Below are 17495 nucleotides of genomic sequence, written 5' to 3'. Positions count from 1 at the left end.
CTCGGAGCGGTGGTTAATGTTCTTGGCATTACGGCGCTCGATGTGTACGCAGCGCGCGGGATGCGCAATCAACCTTCGAACGATGTGCCTCTACCAAGAAGGGACTACAGCGGCCGCAGCGGTTTTTCGCGCCCGGCTAACGATATGCGCGGTATCGCTCGTGCAGACTTTCGAGCTCCGCGGGACATGCGCACGCCCGATGCACTTCGCGCGTGGACGCTCCCAGATAGGGCGGATGATTAGCCGAACAAAGGTCGCCTGAGGATCTTCGTAGGCAAGGTTTTGAGTACAGCACTAGTAACCCGCACCCCCACTTTCCAGTGTGGGGGCGGACTTGTCAATGGGTGAGGTAAATTCGCGCCTTTGAGCCCTGACCGCCTATGAACACCATGTGTCCATTCCCACCCTCTCTTTCTGAAGACGGCCGCGCCGTAATGTTCACGGTCAACGCAGGCGGGCGTGAGGTAAAATCTTCGATCTCGAGAAAAGCGTTGGAGCAGTACTTTTGGCTACGCGAAGATGCAGATGCAGAATGCATGCTTCGCACCTTTGCAGCAGGTCACGATCGCATTACGGCTGTGGCCCAGCGCATTGCGCTGAAAAGCGGGGCGTCCGAGATCCGACTCGATGCCGCGAATTTTGCACGGTAGATTAATCGTCCTTGTCACCGCAGCAGAACGAACGTTCATACGGGGCGAGGGCCCCATTTTTACCTGACCGTCGCAATGGAGCGCATGCGCATGACGGAGAGGGTGATCGCGTTCGGGCCAGGAATCATACAGGAACAGGTCCACTGTCCGTCGTGTCATCCCAGCAGCACAAACCACATTGGAGTTTGTTGATGAGCCAACCCTACGGGCGGTCGCAAGCGCGGGGAAATAAGCCACGAGCAACGCACCAGCCCCCACATGCCAAGCCGTCGCGACCTCAAAAACAGCACTTTGCGAAGCCTACGTCGCCAAGGGACTCAGGTCAGACAGCGTCGGTAGTTAAAACGCGAGCATTTAAATTGCTCGTCGAAACTGCCGGCGCCGAAAATCTGGCGCTTGCCCTTGATTCGAATTTGAGTCGTATCGCTGAACTTGCGAACGGTGAGCGTTTTACGCCTGAGACCGCGTTCCACATGGAAACAACGCTGGGTTTGCCGCACGGTTTTTTCGATCAGCCTAACCCGGTGTTGACTCAAGAGGTTATCGCGCGCCTGCGCTCGCCTCTGGACATCTTGCAAAAAGACATCGTTGTCGACGAGTTGGATGATCGATCAGCACAAGATGCAGCCGCTTCCTCGATCGCTTACGCAAGTCCTATTGAGGTCGCACCTACCCGGAACAATGAGATGGCAACGAAAGCGCAAAAGGCAACAGCAACTCTCTCATCAAACAAAAGGGGCAGCGCGGCCGGCGCTCGCGATCTAACTCAGAAAGCGAAAGACCACGTGTCAAAGGCATCTAAGGCTTCAACAGCCGAATTGCAGCAATCTTTGGAATTACCTGCTGAGCCCTCAGTTCCGGAAATACGACGCGCCAATTTGCATGTCTTGACAGAACGGAACGGCTCGAAAGCATTGCTCAGCCGCTTACTGAATTTAAGTCAGTCGAACATGGCTCATCGCCTGCACGGTAAGAAGCGCCTCGACGATGCGGAAGCCGAGCGGATCACCACTGTATTAAGCTTGCCTTCGGGTTGGCTGGACGTGCCCCGTGAGACCGCAGACGTGCCGGCGGCCGTAGCAGAGACCCTGAGGCCTTCAGGCCGACGTCGAACAACGTCGCAATCCGCGACGCCTGCTGAAGACATCTCGGCAACTACGATTGCCCGCGGCGATGGCCAAGGCATCGAGGAGTTCGTCGAAGAGGGCATCGATCAAGCTGATCGCCCTTCCCGGGACCCAGAAGCTGTTCGACCTGAAGTACAGGAACGGTTCGATATCGCAGTGTCCGGCGCGCTCGCAAAAAGCCAGGAGGACGCTTCTGATACGACATCGTCTCCAACCGCACCGGTCGGGTTTCATGCGCAGGCGGCCGACACCTATCCGTCGACGACGATGACTGATCTCGACACGCTTAGGGGCATCGCGCCGATTGCAGAAGCATTACTCAAGACGCTTGCGGGAAAAGCGCGCACCGGACGCCTAGACGAAGGTACGGCACTAAGGCTTCTTCAGCAGGTCGTGATGTTGTAAAGATTGATGCGTTGACTGCTACCCAAGCGGCTTGCGTTCAGTGTGCGCGCCAACGGCTAAGTCGATAATCGCCATGTCAACGAATACGAAGAAGCGCAAGTCAATCAAGCAATCACCGCGGTTGAGTCGCAGCGATTTGTTGCCTACATCGCCGGCGATTACACGTTCGATATCACTCAAGAATCACATGGCGCTCGCGGCGCTAAAAAGTGCACAGGGAAATGTTCATCTCGCCGGAGAGCTCCTTAAAACGCTCTACTGGACGTTCTACTTAAGCGATGCGGAGACACTCGAAGAACAAAAAAGAAATTTTGTCGCAGCGGAGCGCAGCCGCAAAGCATGTATCACCCGGGCAGCAGATACCCAGACGTGGGAGGTGAGCGACACCGACGCGCATTACATTGCAGCACTGCTGCAGCTTCACGATGATTAGCTGGGGTTGACGCCGGTGTACTGAATTGAGAGAACCGAGTATCGAATGAAAAGCTTCTCGCCCAAGGTGACGGGCTCCCAAGCTTTGCGTTCTGCGCGGTCATCCGGGGAGTGCCCGGTGATCGCGCTGCCGGGGCTGTCATGAGCGGGTGCCGTACAATCGCGTGAACTCATGCTCCCACTCAAGACATGCGCATTCCGCCCTTAAAAGCCATCGTCGCCTTTGAAAGCGTTGCGCGAACGAAAAGTGTCAATCGCGCGGCTGACGAGTTGGGGCTAACACCGTCTGCTGTCAGCCACCAGCTTGCGAACCTTGAAACGATCGTTGGGCGGCCGCTATTCGCCAGGTTGGGGCGAGGCCTCGTGTTGACAGCGACGGGTCAGCAATATCTGATCGACGTCACCGGCTCGCTCGCCGATCTAAGCCGGGCAACCGAACGAGCATCCAGCGAATCCAGTGTCGAAATTCTCCGTATCCATTCCAGCCCTAGCTTCGGGCTCATGTGGCTGTTGCCGCGCCTGGCGTTATTTCACGAGGCAAACGGCAACATCCAGCTCAATCTTGACTGTTCCTATGAGGACGTGTCATTCACATCGGGCTACTACGATTTGGACATCCGACATGGCTATGCTCATTGGTCCGATGGTGAGGTTTTAACGCTGCGCGATGAATGCGTGACCCCGCTTGCGTCACCTGAGTACCTCAGACGCAATCCAGTGCAAAGCCCCGCCGATCTGCTCGAGCGACGCTTGATTCTTTCGCAAACGCCACTTGTGCAGTGGAAGCAATGGTTTGGGAAGTTCGGTGTTCCGCTCTCTCGCAAAGCGTTCGATTTTTCTTTCGACCGATCTTATATGTCCATTGAGGCCGCGGCATTGGGCCATGGCATTGCTCTGGAAAGTACGATGCTGGCCGCGGGCTACCTAAGTAAGGGGACATTGGTTCCAGTGTTCGGACGTGATTTCGAAGTGGCCGTCGGCGCGCACCACATCGTGTACCCAGCCCAAAATGCGATTCTCCTGCGCGTATCGGCTTTCTTGGCTTGGACGCAGCACGAAATTAGCCGCGATACCGCAGGCCGGACAAGCGGCATGAAGTAAGCAACGACATCAAATGATGGCGTAAACCCTACAAAAAAACTCCAACACCTGAAAATATTTCAGCAATAGCTGAGCGTAACTCCATTGATCGGATCGAGGCTAACGCGGAAACTGCGTTCACTAACTCAGACGACCCGATGGAGACAAAGATGTTGCTCGAAAGCAAAGTAGTGATTGTCACAGGCGCTGCCTCACCGCGCGGCATTGGTAAAGCGACGGCAAAGGCCATGGCCGATCAAGGCGCAAAAATCGTGATTCTCGACCTTCGCCGCGAAGATGCCGAAAGCGCCGCACGAGACTTGGGGCAAGGGCACCTTGGCCTTCAATGCGATGTGACCGATAAGTACGCATGTGTCCAGGCTGCCAAAGCCGTTGTCGAAAAATATGGGCGCATCGACGGGCTGATCAATAACGCAGGCATTACGCAACCGATTAAAACGTTGGACATCAACGCGGAGAATTTCGACGCCGTCATCGGCGTGAATTTGCGCGGGACGTTGTACATGTCTCAAGCCGTGATCCCGCAAATGCGAGAGCAAAAGGGCGGAAGCATTGTATGTATGTCGTCGGTTTCAGCTCAGCGGGGCGGCGGTATTTTCGGTGGTCCGCACTATAGCGCGGCAAAGGCCGGCGTACTCGGACTGGCGCGTGCGATGGCTCGTGAATTCGGTCCCGATCGTATCCGTGTCAACTCGATCACGCCTGGCCTGATCCAGACAGACATCACCGGCGACAAACTGACGCCGGAAATGCGAGTTGACATCATCAAAGGTATTCCGCTCGGGCGTCTGGGTGATGCAGCCGACGTTGCCAACGCCTGTCTTTTCCTCTCGAGCGACCTGTCTTCTTATCTTACTGGCATCACGCTGGACGTCAACGGCGGAATGTTGATCCATTAAGACGTACAGCCGCTGCGCTCGCAGCCGCTGAGTCCAACGCACTCGGGGAGAAACCCGAGGCGCATTAGCAGGAGACAAGCATGAAACCGAAAACCGTGGCGCCGTCAGACATCGCGGATCTCAACGTGCCCGTCAGCACAACTGAATTTGAAGCCCGAACCTACGCGAAGGTCGGCCGTCGCATCATCCCATTTTTGATGTTGTGTTATCTGGGCGCTTACCTGGATCGCGTCAATGTCGGCTTTGCGAAGCTGCAAATGCTCAATGATTTGCGGTTCAGCGAAACCATCTACGGTTTGGGCGCGGGCGTGTTCTTCCTGGGATATTTTCTCTTTGAGGTACCGAGCAACATCATTCTGCACAAAGTGGGCGCGCGTAACTGGCTCGCGCGGATTATGCTGACCTGGGCCGTCATCTCGGCGTGCTTCGTCTTTATTCAGACGCCAACGACGTTCTATATCCTGCGCTTTCTTTTAGGCGTCGCCGAAGCGGGGTTCGCGCCAGGCGTCATCCTCTACCTGACCTACTGGTTTCCCTCCACGCGGCGCGCGAAAGCCTTATCGATTTTCTTTATGGCGATCCCACTCGCGGGAATTGTGGGTGGCCCGTTATCGGGATACATCATGCATTCCCTCCAGGGCGTGCACAATCTGGCCGGGTGGAAGTGGCTCTTTATCCTTGAAGCGCTGCCTTCTTTGGTCCTGGGCATTTCAATCCTTTTCTATCTGGACAACGGCATTGCATCGGCCAAATGGCTGACTGATGCAGAAAAGGCGTTGCTTGCGAAAAACGTGGAGAAGGACAATGCGCACAAGGTTGCACACGTCTCCGTCCTTTCTTTCGTTCGGGACCGTCGTCTGTGGATCATGGCTGCGATTTATTTCTGCGTCGTCCTCGGCCAGTACGGGCTGACATTCTGGCTTCCCACGATTATTCGCAAGTCCGGGGTCGCTGATCCGTTATGGGTGGGCTTGTTCACAGCGATCCCGTACATCTGCGCAATTGTGGCGCTGCCACTGATTGGTGCGAGCGCTGACCGACATCGTGAACGCAGGTTACATCTTGCGATTCCCATGCTCGTCGCAGCGGCAGGCTTTGCGACCTTGCCGATGCTCGGCGGCGTTGCAGCCTCGCTGGTGTGTGTGAGCGTTGCGGCGGCCGGGATCCTGGCGTCGTCCTCGCAGTTCTGGTCCCTACCCACAGCCGTGCTTGGCGGCATGTCGGCAGCGGCAGGGATTGCGGCAGTCAACTGCTTCGCCAACCTTGCCGGCTTTTTCTCTCCCGCCATCGTCGGGTGGTTAAACGACCTGACCGGTAAATCGACTGCGGGACTCATTTTCATTTCTGTCGCTGTCGTGATCGGAGCGGGACTTGTTTTCTTGGTACCGGCCAAGACCGTCAATCGCTGACACGTGTTGCTCCATACCCATATTGAAGGAGATACCATGAATAAACCATCGTCGGAAGTGGTCACGCTCGCCGAGCGCGCCTACAAAATCCGTAGAAATGCCTTGCTGATGGGCGAAGTGCAGGGGCAGGGCTACATCGGCCAGGCACTCGACATCGCGGACGTGTTAGCCGTCGCCTACTTCGGCGCGATGCGCTACCGCGCGGAAGATCCGCATTGGGAAGGTCGTGACCGCTTCTTGCTTTCAAATGGCCACTACGCCATTGCGCTTTACGCGGCGCTCCTCGAAGCCGGCATCTTGCCGGCCGAAGAACTGGAAACCTATGGAAGCGACGACAGCCGTCTGCCCATGTCCGGGATGGCAAGTTATACGCCCGGCATGGAAATGTCGGGCGGCTCACTGGGCCAGGGTCTCACCATCGCGGTTGGCCGTTGCCTGGGTCTTAAACGCAAGGGCTCGGACGCGTTCGTCTATACGCTGTTTTCCGATGGTGAGCTCGATGAGGGCGCCATCTGGGAAGGCATCATGTCGGCCGCGCATTGGAAGCTGGACAACCTGATCGCGATCATCGACGTCAATAACCAGCAAGCCGACGGGCCGTCTTCTCAGATCATGGCGTTCGAGCCGCTTGTCGAAAAACTTGACGCATTCGGTTGGTTCACGCAGCGCGTGGTCGGCAACGACATCAAATCCGTCAAGGCGGCATTTGATGCGGCGAGAAATCATCCGGTTGCACAGCCGCGCATGATCGTTTGCGACACGCGTATGGGGTGCGGCGTGCCGTTTCTTGAAGAACGAGAAAAGAACCACTTTATCCGTGTCGATGCCCATGAGTGGCAGCTGGCACTCGCAGCACTTGAGGAAGGGAGACAAGCATGAGCGATACGACGATACAAAAGCCGCGGCTTAAAACGTCCGCAATGATCGCTTCGATCGCCGGCGAGGGCCAGGTGACCCGCTCGGCGCCTTTCGGGCACGCGCTTGTGGAGTTGGCTCGTACCAAGCAAAACGTGGTAGGTATGACTGCGGACCTTGGAAAATATACGGACCTCCACATCTTCGCGAAGGAGTTTCCCGAGCGGTATTACCAGATGGGCATGGCGGAGCAGTTGTTGATGGGCGCGGCCGCGGGTATGGCGCACGAAGGCGCGCAGCCTTTTGTGACGACCTACGCCGTGTTCGCGACCCGGCGCGCGTATGACTTTATCCATCAGGCGATCGCCGAGGACAACCTCGATGTGAAGATGATCTGCGCCTTGCCGGGTCTCACGACGGGGTACGGGCCGAGCCACCAGGCGGCTGAAGACCTCGCCTTGATGCGCGCAATGCCGAACATGACAGTCATTGATCCATGCGACGCGCTTGATCTTGAACAGATGGTGCCGGCCATTGCCGCTCACAATGGCCCCGTCTATGCGCGCTTGCTCAGAGGCAACGTGCCCTCGGTTCTTGATGAATACGACTACCAGTTTGAGATCGGTAAGGCGAAGCTCCTACGCGATGGTGCTGAAGTGCTGATCATTTCGTCCGGCATCATGACCATGCGTGCGCTCGAGACAGCGAAGGCGCTCGCGGCCGACAATGTTGGGGTAGGGGTGTTGCATGTTCCGACCATTAAGCCGCTCGACACCGAATCCATTATTCGCGAAGCAAAGCGCACTGGCCGGATGGTTGTTGTTGCGGAAAATCATACGACGATCGGCGGTCTGGGCGAAGCGGTCGCAACGGCGCTGCTCACCGCAGGCGTGACACCCGTGTTTCGCCAGATCGCCTTACCGGACGCGTTCCTTGCCGCCGGCGCGCTACCGACGCTGCACGACCGTTATGGCATCTCGACCGAGGCAATGGTTGCGACGATTAAGGGCTGGCTCGGCTGACGAGTAAAGGATGCGGTGTACAGACAGGTTCTGAATGCGCTCGCGTGTAAATTCAATGGCGATGCATGAAGGCGCAAACGATTCCTGTTGCGTACACCGGTCTTAGCTGTTGGCTTTTGGCCAAAGCTATGCTTCGCCAGACGAGGCATGCTGACTGTGCTAACCGGTCTTACCGCCTCGGGTGCCGCAGAGCCATAAATCAATGGGCCGAGGTGCCAGCCCTTCGACCGACAGGTGCTGTGAAAAGCGTGCGGCTGGGCCGGTGTTGACGATGGGGTCTACCAGCTGACCGCGAACTAAATGTAGTTATTCACGACGCTAAACTGTCTTTTGTGGCGTCACGTGCGAAACGTTTAGGGTTAAGAGAGAGACGATATGCCGAACGATTCGTGCGGAGCATATTTTTCAGATGAGATTCTTGAAGGGCTGATCGCAAAAATCGGCTTGCCGGCGTATGCGGTGCTATCCGTTATCGCAGCTGCGGAGTCGCACGAGGAGGGGCCTGTTCGAATGCCGCTCGAGAAGATCGCCGAACTCATGGGACGGAGCGTCGAAATGACGCGGTCGGGCATGGATACATTAAAAAAGCATCAACTCATCTCAATTGAGCTTCAGGGTAGGAATAACGTCTATCAGGTCGTGCCGCGACCTCATCGTACGGGTATCGCTAACTAGGGCTCGTTGCTGCTTCCGGTAACCGAAAACAGCGAGGTCCCCACCACATGCGCCACGGCGCTTCGGGCCTAAGCAATTTTGATGCGATCGATCTTTCATTGCCCAAGATTAGGTACATTCCGAGCCGTGCTGCGGACCAGCATTTGCGCAAGACGTCTGCTTTCATGGCGGCAGTTGTTAGGCAACGTATTTGCTCTCCAGTCTAAGCGTGACCGTCGTTGCCCGGGACGGCAGCTGGTTCCTGACGGCCAGGCCGAACCTCTCCGGACAATCGATGCGCACGATCCGATGTTCCGCTAAGCTTTCTTCGCAGCACAGGCAAGCATTGCATCTCCAATCTTGTGTTGATTGCGCGTAATAAGCGCGTCGCCTGCACCCTGAATGTCACGTGCCTCCTTATTTTGGCTGAGTTTTCGCTTGCCCACGAGCCGTGTGATCTCAATTTCAATGCCAACGATGGCACCTACCATGGCCTCGATGTAATCCGAAGGCGCGTCTCCCATCTTCCACGGCTTGTTCTCTTGCGCCTCATGCGTTCGCGTGAGCTTCGCGATTACACCACGCACGAACTTGCTGTCGTCGCGAATCCGGATCCGTCCATGGGCATGAACCACGACGTAGTTCCACGTTGGCACCTGTTTGTGGTGTTCGTGTTTGCTCGGATACCAGCTTGGAGAGATATACGCATCGCCCGCGTTGAAAATGACGAGGACTTCGTCGTCGTCTGCGACCTCTTGCCAAATCGGATTCGCGCGTGCTACGTGGGCCTGCAGTACGCCTTGTCCGCCTTGGTCAACGACCAATTCGAACGGGATGTGATTTGCGTCGAGCCCACCGTTGCCATGCGTGATAAGCGCACCGAAGGGATGATGCGAAATCAACTCGTGCAAGACGTCGGGTTCTGCAACAGCGAATTGAGAAGGTATGTACATATCTGATCTCTGGGAACGGGCACAGCGCCTCGCTTGGCGGCGCCGGTGATAGTTAATTAGCGTAAGGACTAGCCTTCGCGGGTCTTGATGGCGACGAGGAGTCCAAGTGTGAGCATTGTTGCGCCGGACAAACGGCCCATCAATCGTTGCTTTGCAGCTTTAGCGGCGCCAGACCCGATAACTCGATGTGCGATCACAATTGCGATCAGGTCAACGGTACTATTGAGCGCCACGCACGTCGCACCGAGCACGATAAACTGGGGTGCGAGCGCACGGTCAGCTAACACAAAGTGCGGGATGAACGCAAGGAAAAACATCGCCGTTTTAACATTCAGTGCTTCGACAATTATTCCGTCCCGAAACGCTCTCCAAGATCCGCGGGTAGACGGCGCTATCTGACCAGGCGCGGCAGCGTTCGATATAAGCATGCGGATACCGAGATAAATCAGATAGGCCGCACCGATATATTTCACGACGCCGTAAGCCAGTGCCGATTCGGCGACGATGACCGACAAGCCGAGCGCCGCAGCGAGAACATGAAACATTCCACCGACTGAAGCGCCCAGCGTTGACGCAATGCCTCCAGCTTTTCCGCCGGCAACGGTTCGTGCGACAACATAGGCGATTCCCGGACCGGGAATCACAGCGAGTAGTGTGGGTCATGAGAAACGAGGCGGACGGGAGCATTTCAGTTTATTGGTTGGTCTTTGCCATGACAGTGGCAAAGCTTCATTGAGCAGAGACGGACCGGCGGTGGAGGGCAAGTTCGGAGTCATTCGAGACCGATCACTGCTTCCACTTCGACCCTTACACCCTTCGGAAGCGCCACTACTTGGTAGCAAGCTCTCGCCGGGTACGGGTCCTTGAAGAACTGGCTGTATATTTCGTTGACTGCGGCAAATTCGCCCAAATCGGTTAGCAGGACGGTAGTCTTGACAGTCGCATGAATGGCGGTACCAGCAGTTTTCGCAATAGCGCTAACGTTTTTTAAACACTGCTCAATTTGCTGAGCAGCCGACACGCCGACAACCTTGCCGGTATCTGGGTCGAGCGGAAGTTGCCCGGAAACAAACGGAAGCTTGTTGGTGACGATGGCCAGCGAATACGGGCCGATAGCAGCAGGCGCCCGTGATGACTCAATCTTTTTCATATTGCTCTCTTTCGTGTTGAAGTCGCGGAGTCTGAATAGACACCCGAACAATTGTTAGAAGACGCATCCGATGATCTACATTTGTAGCGCATGAAAGGAAAGTAATAGCAGTGAAATGATGACACTGCGGCACCAACTTGCTAGGGTTATCTTTGTCTACTTGACAGTCACCGGTACCCTTTTGGCCAATGCGCACATGAGTTCGTACCCGGTCGTGCCGGATGAAGATGCGACGTCATCGATCCTAACTTTATCCCCCCAAAGTTCTACCGGTGAACCGACGCCTGCTCCGGGGCAAGGCGTTAGATCGACGGTTAGCATGTCCATTGAGACCCGACCAACAGTGCAAGTTAGGATGCCGTCTACCGATACCGGTGTGCCGGTAGGTGCATGACGCGGATACCCGTCTGCGTAGCCGCAAGCAACCACGCCGATTCGCGTATTTTCGCTGGCTTGATACGTGCGAGCATAGCCGACTGTCTCGCCCGTCCGCACAGTCTGGATGCTAATGATTTTACTGAGCAGCGTCATGGACGCGCGCAACGGAACGTCGGCTATATCCTCCGGTCGACCGGAGGGCGATGCACCGTAAAGCACTATTCCCGGGCGCACCCAGTCCCGATGTGCGCTGCGATGCCAAAGCGTTGCGGCTGAGTTCGCGACACTCCGTTCCCCAGGGATATCTTGTGTTACTTCATCGAACCTATTGAGCTGCCAATCAACGTCGCCTTCGTCAGCATTCGCGAAGTGGCTCATATTTGACATAATTATATTAATCAATTGGTTATCCTAATTACTAAAGACCTCGGATCCACTATAAATTTTTAGCTTTGTTCTTGCGAACTCGAACAAATTGTCTCTCAGGAAACCGAAGGTTTGTGTTGCCGTCCACATCGTTAAAGTGATCGGCCGCTCGTCTGTCCGACCGATAAGAAGCCGTGTAGGATCAGATAGCCGCGCGGCTCATCGCATTGCCTCGCGGACCAGCGTCAGCTACGCCGAGAAAAATTCAAGTAGGTCCACATTTACGCGGTCTGCCTCGGTTGTACACATGCCGTGGGGAGCACCCTGATAGACTTTTAGTGTCGCGTCCTTAACAATCTTCGCCGACAACATTCCAGAGTCTGCTATGGGCACGATTTGGTCGTCGTCACCATGCAGGATAAGTGTGGGAACGTCGATCTTCTTCAGATCATCTGTGTAATCAACTTCAGAAAATTGTTGGATGCATTCATACTGGCCTTTGATAGCGCCAAGCATGCCCTCCCGCCAGAATTCGTCAACGACTCCCTGAGAGATCTTAGCGTTTGGCCGATTGTAGCCATAGAAGGGTATTGCAAGATCGCGATAGAATTGCGACCGGTTTGTTGCTACCCCGCTTCGAATTCCATCAAAAGTAGAAATGGGCAAACCGCTGGGATTCGCGCCTGTCTTAGCCATGATCGGCGGAACGGCGCCAATTAATACCACCTTCTTTACTCGGCGAGTCCCGTGCCTTCCGATGTACCGCACGACTTCTCCGCCGCCAGTTGAATGCCCCACCAACATCGCGCCTTTGATATCAAGTGCGTCCAGGACGGCGGCCAAATCATCGGCGTATGTGTCGATGTCATTGCCAGTTCCTTTTTGCGAGGATCTTCCATGACCGCGCCGGTCATGCGCGATTACCCTATAGCCGTGCTGAACCAAAAACAGCATTTGCGAATCCCAGGCGTCCGCGTCGAGTGGCCACCCATGAGAGAAAACGACCGGCGTGCCATTGCCCCAATCCTTAAAAAAGATACGAGTGCCGTCTTTCACGGTAATAAAATCCTGCGGGTGAGTTTCGTCGTGGTGCGGGAATTTTTTTTGACTTGATGCAGCCGAGGCATTTCCAAATGCAGCCATAGAAGTTGCCGCGGCGGCGACCGTCGCACCTCCCCAAAGCGCCCTACGACGAGACAGTGACGTTGCTGAAAAAGACAATGCTCTTTTCATGGTGCTGTTTTCCTGGATCAGATTGGTTGATAAGTGCGCTTATATGTACCCATGTAACTGGGCATCTAAATTTCATTAACTTCTGCTGCTTTAAATATTCGGGGCTTAAACAAAAAGATCCTGCGTTGTGGGCGGACTGAGGGCATTCCCGACGACTGGGGAAGATGTTTCACCGGGATACGAATTACTATCTGCAGCCCATTTAGAGTAGGGCCGCAGGTTTTGCGTTTTGTCTCCTACATTGTCCTGCCGGTAACTGATTGCCCGATGTCGCGGTTGCGCTGTTCGGAGGACGCGTCGTTGCCGCTTGACGACTTGCTCTTTGGGGCATCGTTGTTAAGGTTGGCCAAATCACTCGCCGACGGCGTTTGCGAGAGACCTCCGGCGCAGGCCGCACAAGCGCCGGTTAGTAAGAGTAGGGTGACGATCTTCAAAATGCTGACAGAATGACTGCGCTTCATTGAAATATCCTTATCCTGAGAACGTGTTGAGACGATTTGTTTGTGCCGGCGATGCTGACTTATGGTCCGGGGTCGGTTTGATGCGATACCAGATGGCATAGAGAGCGGGCAGAAACAGGAGCGTGATGACTGTCCCGACGGCTGTTCCGCCGATCAACGTAAAAGCCATCGATCCCCAGAAAACGGAAAAGGTCAAAGGTATGAACGCCAGCACCGCCGCCATGGCCGTCAGCACTACGGGCCGCGCGCGTTGAACAGTCGCTTCGACGACTGCATGGTAGGGATCGAGTCCAGCCTTTTCGTTCACATGGATTTGCCCGATCAAAATGAGCGTGTTGCGCATCAGGATCCCTGACAACCCGATAAGCCCCAAGATCGCGTTGAAGCCGAACGGCTGGTGAAAGAGCAACAGCGTCGGCACCGTACCGATAATTCCGAGAGGCGCAGTGAGAAACACCATCGCCATGGCGGAGAACGACCGTACCTGGACAATGATGACCGCGAGCGTGAGCAAAATCATGATCGGGAAAATTGGCGCCAGTGCGGCATTGGCTTTGCCAGCTTCTTCAATCGAGCCCGCGGTCTCGATCCGGTAGCCGGGCGGCAAAGCAGCGATCACCGGCGCAATGGCCCGCTCGATCTCGCGAGAAACGTCCGGCGGCTGGAACGATTCGTCGATGTCCCCCCTTACCGTGATAGTAGGCGTCCGGTCTCTGCGTTTTAGAATCGGGTCTTCGTAGCGCGTCTCCATATGACCAATCTGGGAAAGTGGAATCAGATGCCCGTCGCTGCTGGTCAGGTCGAGGTCCCCGAGCCGGGACGGGTCGAGTCGTTCAGGACCGGTACTCCGCGCGACGACATCGACCGTACGGATGTCTTCGCGGAACTGGGTAACGGGAACCCCTGTCAGCAGGAATTGCAGTTGTTGTGCGGCATCGGCGGAAGTAAGACCGATGGCACGAAGACGGTCCTGATCGAGAACGAAATGGACTGTCGGCGCACGTTCGCTCCAGTCTTCGTTGACCTGGCGCATATGTGGGTTGGCACGCATGATCCCGGCCACACGCTTGGCGATGACGCCAACCTGCTTGTTATCAGGGCCCATCACTCTGAAGGCGACGGGGAAGGGCGAGTACGGGCCGAATACCAGTTGCGTAACGCGAATGCGCGCCTCCGGCGCAAGTCCGCGAGCGGCGACTGCGCGCAGCCGGACCTTGAGATCGTCGCGTGCGGCCTCGTCGGGCGTGAGCACGACAATCTTCGCAAACGAAGGGTCGGGCAGTTCGGGGTTGTATGAAAAGAAGAAGCGTGGAGCGCCCTGGCCGATATAGCTCGTCACCACCTTCGCTTCCGGTTGTCGCTTGAGCCAGTCCTCGACCTTCGCCGTTGCGGCGCTGGTTGCCTCAATGCTCGTGCCCTCCGGCATTTGCACTTCGACCAGTACTTCGGGTCGGTCCGATGTCGGGAAGAACTGCTGCTTCACCACGGCCATGCCGGGCCCGACCATCACGAACACCAACAATACGGCTCCCGCTACCCAGAACTTGCGACGCACGGCCCACGCGACCATCGAGCGGAATTTTTCATACCTCGGGGTAGCGTAGATAGCCGCATGACCCCCTTCAACGGGCTTGATTTTCGGAAGTAACTTCACACCGAGGTAAGGCGTGAAGGTCACGGCCACGACCCAGGAGGCAATCAGCGCATAACCAACGATCCAGAAGATGTTTCCGGCGTACTCTCCGGCCGTCGATCTTGCGAATCCCACGGGCGTGAATCCAATGATCGTCACCAGCGTGCCGGCCAGCATGGGAGCCGCCGTGTGACTCCAGGCGTACGAGGCGGCCTTGGTCCGTTCGACCCCTTCCTCCAGCTTGACCACCATCATCTCGATGGAGATGATGGCGTCGTCGACAAGGAGCCCGAGCGATATGATTAGTGCGCCCAGTGTGATGCGGTCGAACACCCGGCCGGTCATGAGCATGATGACGAAGACCACGCCAAGGGTGAGTGGCACGGCGGCTGCGACGACAATGCCCACCCGCCAACCGAGACTAACGAGGCTGACGAACATCACCACAGCGAGCGCGACAAAGAACTTCAACATGAATTCGTCGACGGCCTCGCGGATATTGACCGCCTGGTCCGTGATCTTCTTGAAGCTATAGCCGACCGGCAATTCAGCCGATATCTGTTTCTCCTCCACTGCGAGGGCCCGGCCCAGATCGAGCCCGTTCCATCCATCCTGCATGACGACGCTCAACACCTGGGCGGTCTGCCCGTTGTGCCTGATCAGGAAAGTGGCCGGGTCCTCGTACCCGCGCGTGACTTCGGCGACATCCGACAGCCTGAACGTGTGTCCGTTGGAGACAATGGGGATCGTTTTGATCTGCTGCAGGTCGTCGAACGCGCCATCAAGCCGGATGAAAACTTGCGGACCGTTGGCGTCGATCGATCCCGCTGCGGTCAAGGCGTTTTGGCGCTGCAGGGACTCGAATATGTCGCGTGCATTGACGCCCAAATTCGCCAGCCTTGAATAAGAGAACGCCACGAAAATGCGTTCTGGTCGCTCGCCGAGAATGTCTACCTTCTTTACGCCAGATACGTGCAGCAGACGCTGCCGGAGAGATTCCGCTTCTCTCGTGAGAAGCCGCGGCGGCAATCCTGCCGCTTCCACCGAATACAGGGCGAAGCTAACGTCCGAGTACTCGTCGTTGACGAAAGGACCCAAGGCGCCGCTCGGCAGCTTGGGGCTTTCATCGCCCAGCTTTTTGCGCGCCTGATAGAACTGTTCCTGCACCTGGTCCGGAGGCGTGCTGTCTTTCAACGTCAGCGTAAGCAAGGCCAGGCCGGGGCGCGTGATGGTTTCGGTACGGTCATACCATGTCAGTTCCTGCAGACGTTTCTCGAGCGGCTCGGCCACCAGATTCTGCATCTGCTCGGCGGTGGCGCCTGGCCAGACGGCGGATACCGTCAGCACTTTGATGGTGAACGCAGGGTCCTCGGCTCGGCCAAGCTTCAGGAAGGCGAATACGCCGGACAGACTGATTGCGATGATCAGGAACAAGACGACAGCCCGCTCGCGCACCGCGAGCGCGGATAGGTTGAACCTGTTCATTTTGCGTCCCCGTCCGAGGACACGAGCATGCCCTGCCTGTTGATGGACGCGACCCGCACCTTCTCACGATCGTTAAGCAGATGCGCACCGAGCGCCACGACGCGATCGCCGGATTGGAGGCCGCTGGAAATGTGCGCCTCTTCTTCCCCTATCTCGTCTACCTTGACAGGGCGAAAAGAGATCGTCGACGTTTTCGCATCCAGCAGCCATACGCCTGGTCCTGTTCCGGGATCGTAGAGCGCGGACACCGGCAAGGAGAGTTGTCTCGTCCTTTCGCGGTTGCTCAAGCGCACTGTTACGGTCGCGCCCAGCGGTGGATTCTGATCCGCACCTTCCAGAACAAATCGTGCGGCATAGGTACGCGTCTGCAAATTGGCAGCGCTGGAAAGCTCGCGCAATCTTGCGGTGACCGGTGCCTGGTCGACGCCATAAATGGACGCGACGGCTACGGTTCCCAGAACCCGACGGACGTTTTCGGGGAGATCGACGGCTGCTTCGCGCAAACCGTCACGTGCGATGGCAACCACCGTTTGCCCTGCGGCAACGACCCTGCCGGGGTCCGCAAAGGTATTGGTCACAATGCCGTCACCATCGGCGACCAGCACTGTGTACCGATCGGCATTCTTCGCGACATCTGCCTGCGCCAGGGCCGCGCTGAGTTGCGCTGCCGTGCTTTTCTCGGCGGCAACTGCCTGGTCGTATTGCTGAGCCGAGATTGCGCCCATTTCGACCAAGCCCTTCAGCCTGTTCAAGTCCGCCTTTGCCTGAACCGCTTTCGCCCGTGCCGCCTCGACTTCGTTCTGCTGCGCGGTCGAACCGAGTGACAGATCGACCGGGTCCAGCCGCATAAGCACCTGACCTCGCACGACGTGCTGCCCCGTGTCGACTAGGCGCTGAATGACCTTTCCGGCGACGCGAAAGCCGATGTCGCTTTCGAAGCGGGCGGCGACGACGCCCGTGAAACTGCGCTGGAGATCCGCGGCCGAGGCGACTGTTGCGACGGCCACGAGCGGCACTTCCGTGCGCGGGTCCTGCGGGGCGGGTTTGCTACACGCGGCCAGTGACAGTGCAGCGACTAAGCCAATAAACGGCGGGGACCAAAGTTGACGAACTCGCATCAGAACTCCTGTGTGTGCCGGGAGTATGATTTTTAGTTACGACTTCGTCAATACGTTACTGTTTCATTTTTTTCTAAGCGTTCGATAGCGCTTCGCCGGAATGGCCATCTCACATGCTTTTCCTGCATTTTAGCCGATTATTCGGATCAAATAGGGCTCCGCCT

16 protein-coding genes and 1 pseudogene are annotated in these 17495 nt (G+C 56.6%); 9 read left to right on the top strand and 8 right to left on the bottom strand.

Annotated elements, in window-relative coordinates; all coding sequences use genetic code 11:
• The first annotated feature begins 380 nt into the window (after positions 1-380).
• The 9 genes from ACRWA7_RS35155 (at position 381) to ACRWA7_RS35115 (ending at position 8575) form a co-directional block, all read left to right on the top strand.
• Positions 381-650 carry a DUF1488 family protein gene (locus tag ACRWA7_RS35155; protein WP_438397260.1) on the top strand — a complete coding sequence of 90 codons (270 nt, stop codon included), beginning with the start codon at positions 381-383 and terminating at the stop codon, positions 648-650.
• Between the two features lie 359 nt (positions 651-1009).
• On the top strand, positions 1010-2182 hold the full coding sequence (locus ACRWA7_RS35150) for a hypothetical protein (RefSeq protein ID WP_438397258.1): 1173 nt from the start codon (positions 1010-1012) through the stop codon (positions 2180-2182).
• Positions 2183-2255: 73 nt separating this feature from the next.
• On the top strand, positions 2256-2615 hold the full coding sequence (locus tag ACRWA7_RS35145; protein WP_438397256.1) for a hypothetical protein: 360 nt from the start codon (positions 2256-2258) through the stop codon (positions 2613-2615).
• Between the two features lie 188 nt (positions 2616-2803).
• Positions 2804-3715, top strand: coding sequence for a LysR substrate-binding domain-containing protein (locus tag ACRWA7_RS35140; RefSeq protein ID WP_438397254.1), 912 nt, complete (start codon positions 2804-2806; stop codon positions 3713-3715).
• Positions 3716-3864: 149 nt separating this feature from the next.
• A complete protein-coding gene (locus tag ACRWA7_RS35135; protein ID WP_438397253.1) occupies positions 3865-4614 on the top strand; it encodes an SDR family NAD(P)-dependent oxidoreductase in 750 nt (249 codons plus the stop codon).
• 80 nt (positions 4615-4694) lie between these two features.
• The gene (locus ACRWA7_RS35130; protein ID WP_438397252.1) at positions 4695-6023 is read left to right on the top strand and encodes an MFS transporter; all 1329 of its coding nucleotides are present in this window, start codon (positions 4695-4697) and stop codon (positions 6021-6023) included.
• A gap of 36 nt (positions 6024-6059) precedes the next feature.
• Positions 6060-6902 carry a transketolase gene (locus ACRWA7_RS35125; protein ID WP_438397251.1) on the top strand — a complete coding sequence of 281 codons (843 nt, stop codon included), beginning with the start codon at positions 6060-6062 and terminating at the stop codon, positions 6900-6902.
• A complete protein-coding gene (locus ACRWA7_RS35120; RefSeq protein ID WP_438397250.1) occupies positions 6899-7900 on the top strand; it encodes a transketolase family protein in 1002 nt (333 codons plus the stop codon). Before ACRWA7_RS35125 ends, ACRWA7_RS35120 begins: the two co-directional genes overlap by 4 nt.
• Before the next feature lie 375 nt (positions 7901-8275).
• Positions 8276-8575 (top strand): hypothetical protein, encoded by a 300-nt coding sequence (locus tag ACRWA7_RS35115; RefSeq protein ID WP_438397249.1) that lies wholly within the window; start codon positions 8276-8278, stop codon positions 8573-8575.
• A gap of 296 nt (positions 8576-8871) precedes the next feature.
• On the opposite strand, the gene ACRWA7_RS35110 is transcribed toward ACRWA7_RS35115, so the two are convergent.
• The 8 genes and pseudogenes from ACRWA7_RS35110 to ACRWA7_RS35075 all read right to left on the bottom strand — a co-directional run bounded on the left by ACRWA7_RS35110 (position 8872) and on the right by ACRWA7_RS35075 (position 17331).
• The gene (locus tag ACRWA7_RS35110) at positions 8872-9507 is read right to left on the bottom strand and encodes an FMN-binding negative transcriptional regulator (RefSeq protein ID WP_438397247.1); all 636 of its coding nucleotides are present in this window, start codon (positions 9505-9507) and stop codon (positions 8872-8874) included.
• Positions 9508-9575: 68 nt separating this feature from the next.
• On the bottom strand, positions 9576-10151 hold the full coding sequence (locus ACRWA7_RS35105; RefSeq protein WP_438397245.1) for a LysE family translocator: 576 nt from the start codon (positions 10149-10151) through the stop codon (positions 9576-9578).
• Between the two features lie 128 nt (positions 10152-10279).
• Positions 10280-10657 carry a Rid family detoxifying hydrolase gene (locus ACRWA7_RS35100; protein ID WP_438397244.1) on the bottom strand — a complete coding sequence of 126 codons (378 nt, stop codon included), beginning with the start codon at positions 10655-10657 and terminating at the stop codon, positions 10280-10282.
• A gap of 156 nt (positions 10658-10813) precedes the next feature.
• Positions 10814-11413: pseudogene (gene alr, locus ACRWA7_RS35095) on the bottom strand (alanine racemase); the annotation flags it as partial.
• Positions 11414-11650: 237 nt separating this feature from the next.
• Positions 11651-12634 carry an alpha/beta fold hydrolase gene (locus ACRWA7_RS35090; RefSeq protein ID WP_438397242.1) on the bottom strand — a complete coding sequence of 328 codons (984 nt, stop codon included), beginning with the start codon at positions 12632-12634 and terminating at the stop codon, positions 11651-11653.
• Positions 12635-12870: 236 nt separating this feature from the next.
• Positions 12871-13095, bottom strand: coding sequence for a hypothetical protein (locus tag ACRWA7_RS35085; RefSeq protein ID WP_438397241.1), 225 nt, complete (start codon positions 13093-13095; stop codon positions 12871-12873).
• 10 nt (positions 13096-13105) lie between these two features.
• Positions 13106-16213 (bottom strand): efflux RND transporter permease subunit, encoded by a 3108-nt coding sequence (locus tag ACRWA7_RS35080; protein ID WP_438397239.1) that lies wholly within the window; start codon positions 16211-16213, stop codon positions 13106-13108.
• The gene (locus ACRWA7_RS35075) at positions 16210-17331 is read right to left on the bottom strand and encodes an efflux RND transporter periplasmic adaptor subunit (protein WP_438397238.1); all 1122 of its coding nucleotides are present in this window, start codon (positions 17329-17331) and stop codon (positions 16210-16212) included. Before ACRWA7_RS35075 ends, ACRWA7_RS35080 begins: the two co-directional genes overlap by 4 nt.
• Positions 17332-17495: the final 164 nt, after the last annotated feature.

The organism is Caballeronia sp. DA-9, assembly GCF_051615025.1.
In the GTDB taxonomy this organism is placed as follows: Bacteria; Pseudomonadota; Gammaproteobacteria; order Burkholderiales; family Burkholderiaceae; genus Caballeronia; species Caballeronia sordidicola.
The sequence above is the reverse complement of the archived record's forward strand: the minus strand, read 5'-3'. Positions and strand labels throughout refer to the sequence as shown.

Excerpts from the sequence above, each read along its gene's own strand:
- ACRWA7_RS35155 (WP_438397260.1), top strand. The coding sequence starts at position 381 with ATGAACACCATGTGTCCATTCCCACCCTCTCTTTCTGAAGACGGCCGC.
- ACRWA7_RS35145 (WP_438397256.1), top strand. The coding sequence starts at position 2,256 with ATGTCAACGAATACGAAGAAGCGCAAGTCAATCAAGCAATCACCGCGG.
- ACRWA7_RS35140 (WP_438397254.1), top strand. The coding sequence starts at position 2,804 with ATGCGCATTCCGCCCTTAAAAGCCATCGTCGCCTTTGAAAGCGTTGCG.
- ACRWA7_RS35135 (WP_438397253.1), top strand. The coding sequence starts at position 3,865 with ATGTTGCTCGAAAGCAAAGTAGTGATTGTCACAGGCGCTGCCTCACCG.
- ACRWA7_RS35130 (WP_438397252.1), top strand. The coding sequence starts at position 4,695 with ATGAAACCGAAAACCGTGGCGCCGTCAGACATCGCGGATCTCAACGTG.
- ACRWA7_RS35125 (WP_438397251.1), top strand. The coding sequence starts at position 6,060 with ATGAATAAACCATCGTCGGAAGTGGTCACGCTCGCCGAGCGCGCCTAC.
- ACRWA7_RS35120 (WP_438397250.1), top strand. The coding sequence starts at position 6,899 with ATGAGCGATACGACGATACAAAAGCCGCGGCTTAAAACGTCCGCAATG.
- ACRWA7_RS35115 (WP_438397249.1), top strand. The coding sequence starts at position 8,276 with ATGCCGAACGATTCGTGCGGAGCATATTTTTCAGATGAGATTCTTGAA.
- ACRWA7_RS35110 (WP_438397247.1), bottom strand. The coding sequence starts at position 9,507 with ATGTACATACCTTCTCAATTCGCTGTTGCAGAACCCGACGTCTTGCAC.
- ACRWA7_RS35100 (WP_438397244.1), bottom strand. The coding sequence starts at position 10,657 with ATGAAAAAGATTGAGTCATCACGGGCGCCTGCTGCTATCGGCCCGTAT.
- ACRWA7_RS35090 (WP_438397242.1), bottom strand. The coding sequence starts at position 12,634 with ATGAAAAGAGCATTGTCTTTTTCAGCAACGTCACTGTCTCGTCGTAGG.
- ACRWA7_RS35085 (WP_438397241.1), bottom strand. The coding sequence starts at position 13,095 with ATGAAGCGCAGTCATTCTGTCAGCATTTTGAAGATCGTCACCCTACTC.
- ACRWA7_RS35080 (WP_438397239.1), bottom strand. The coding sequence starts at position 16,213 with ATGAACAGGTTCAACCTATCCGCGCTCGCGGTGCGCGAGCGGGCTGTC.
- ACRWA7_RS35075 (WP_438397238.1), bottom strand. The coding sequence starts at position 17,331 with ATGCGAGTTCGTCAACTTTGGTCCCCGCCGTTTATTGGCTTAGTCGCT.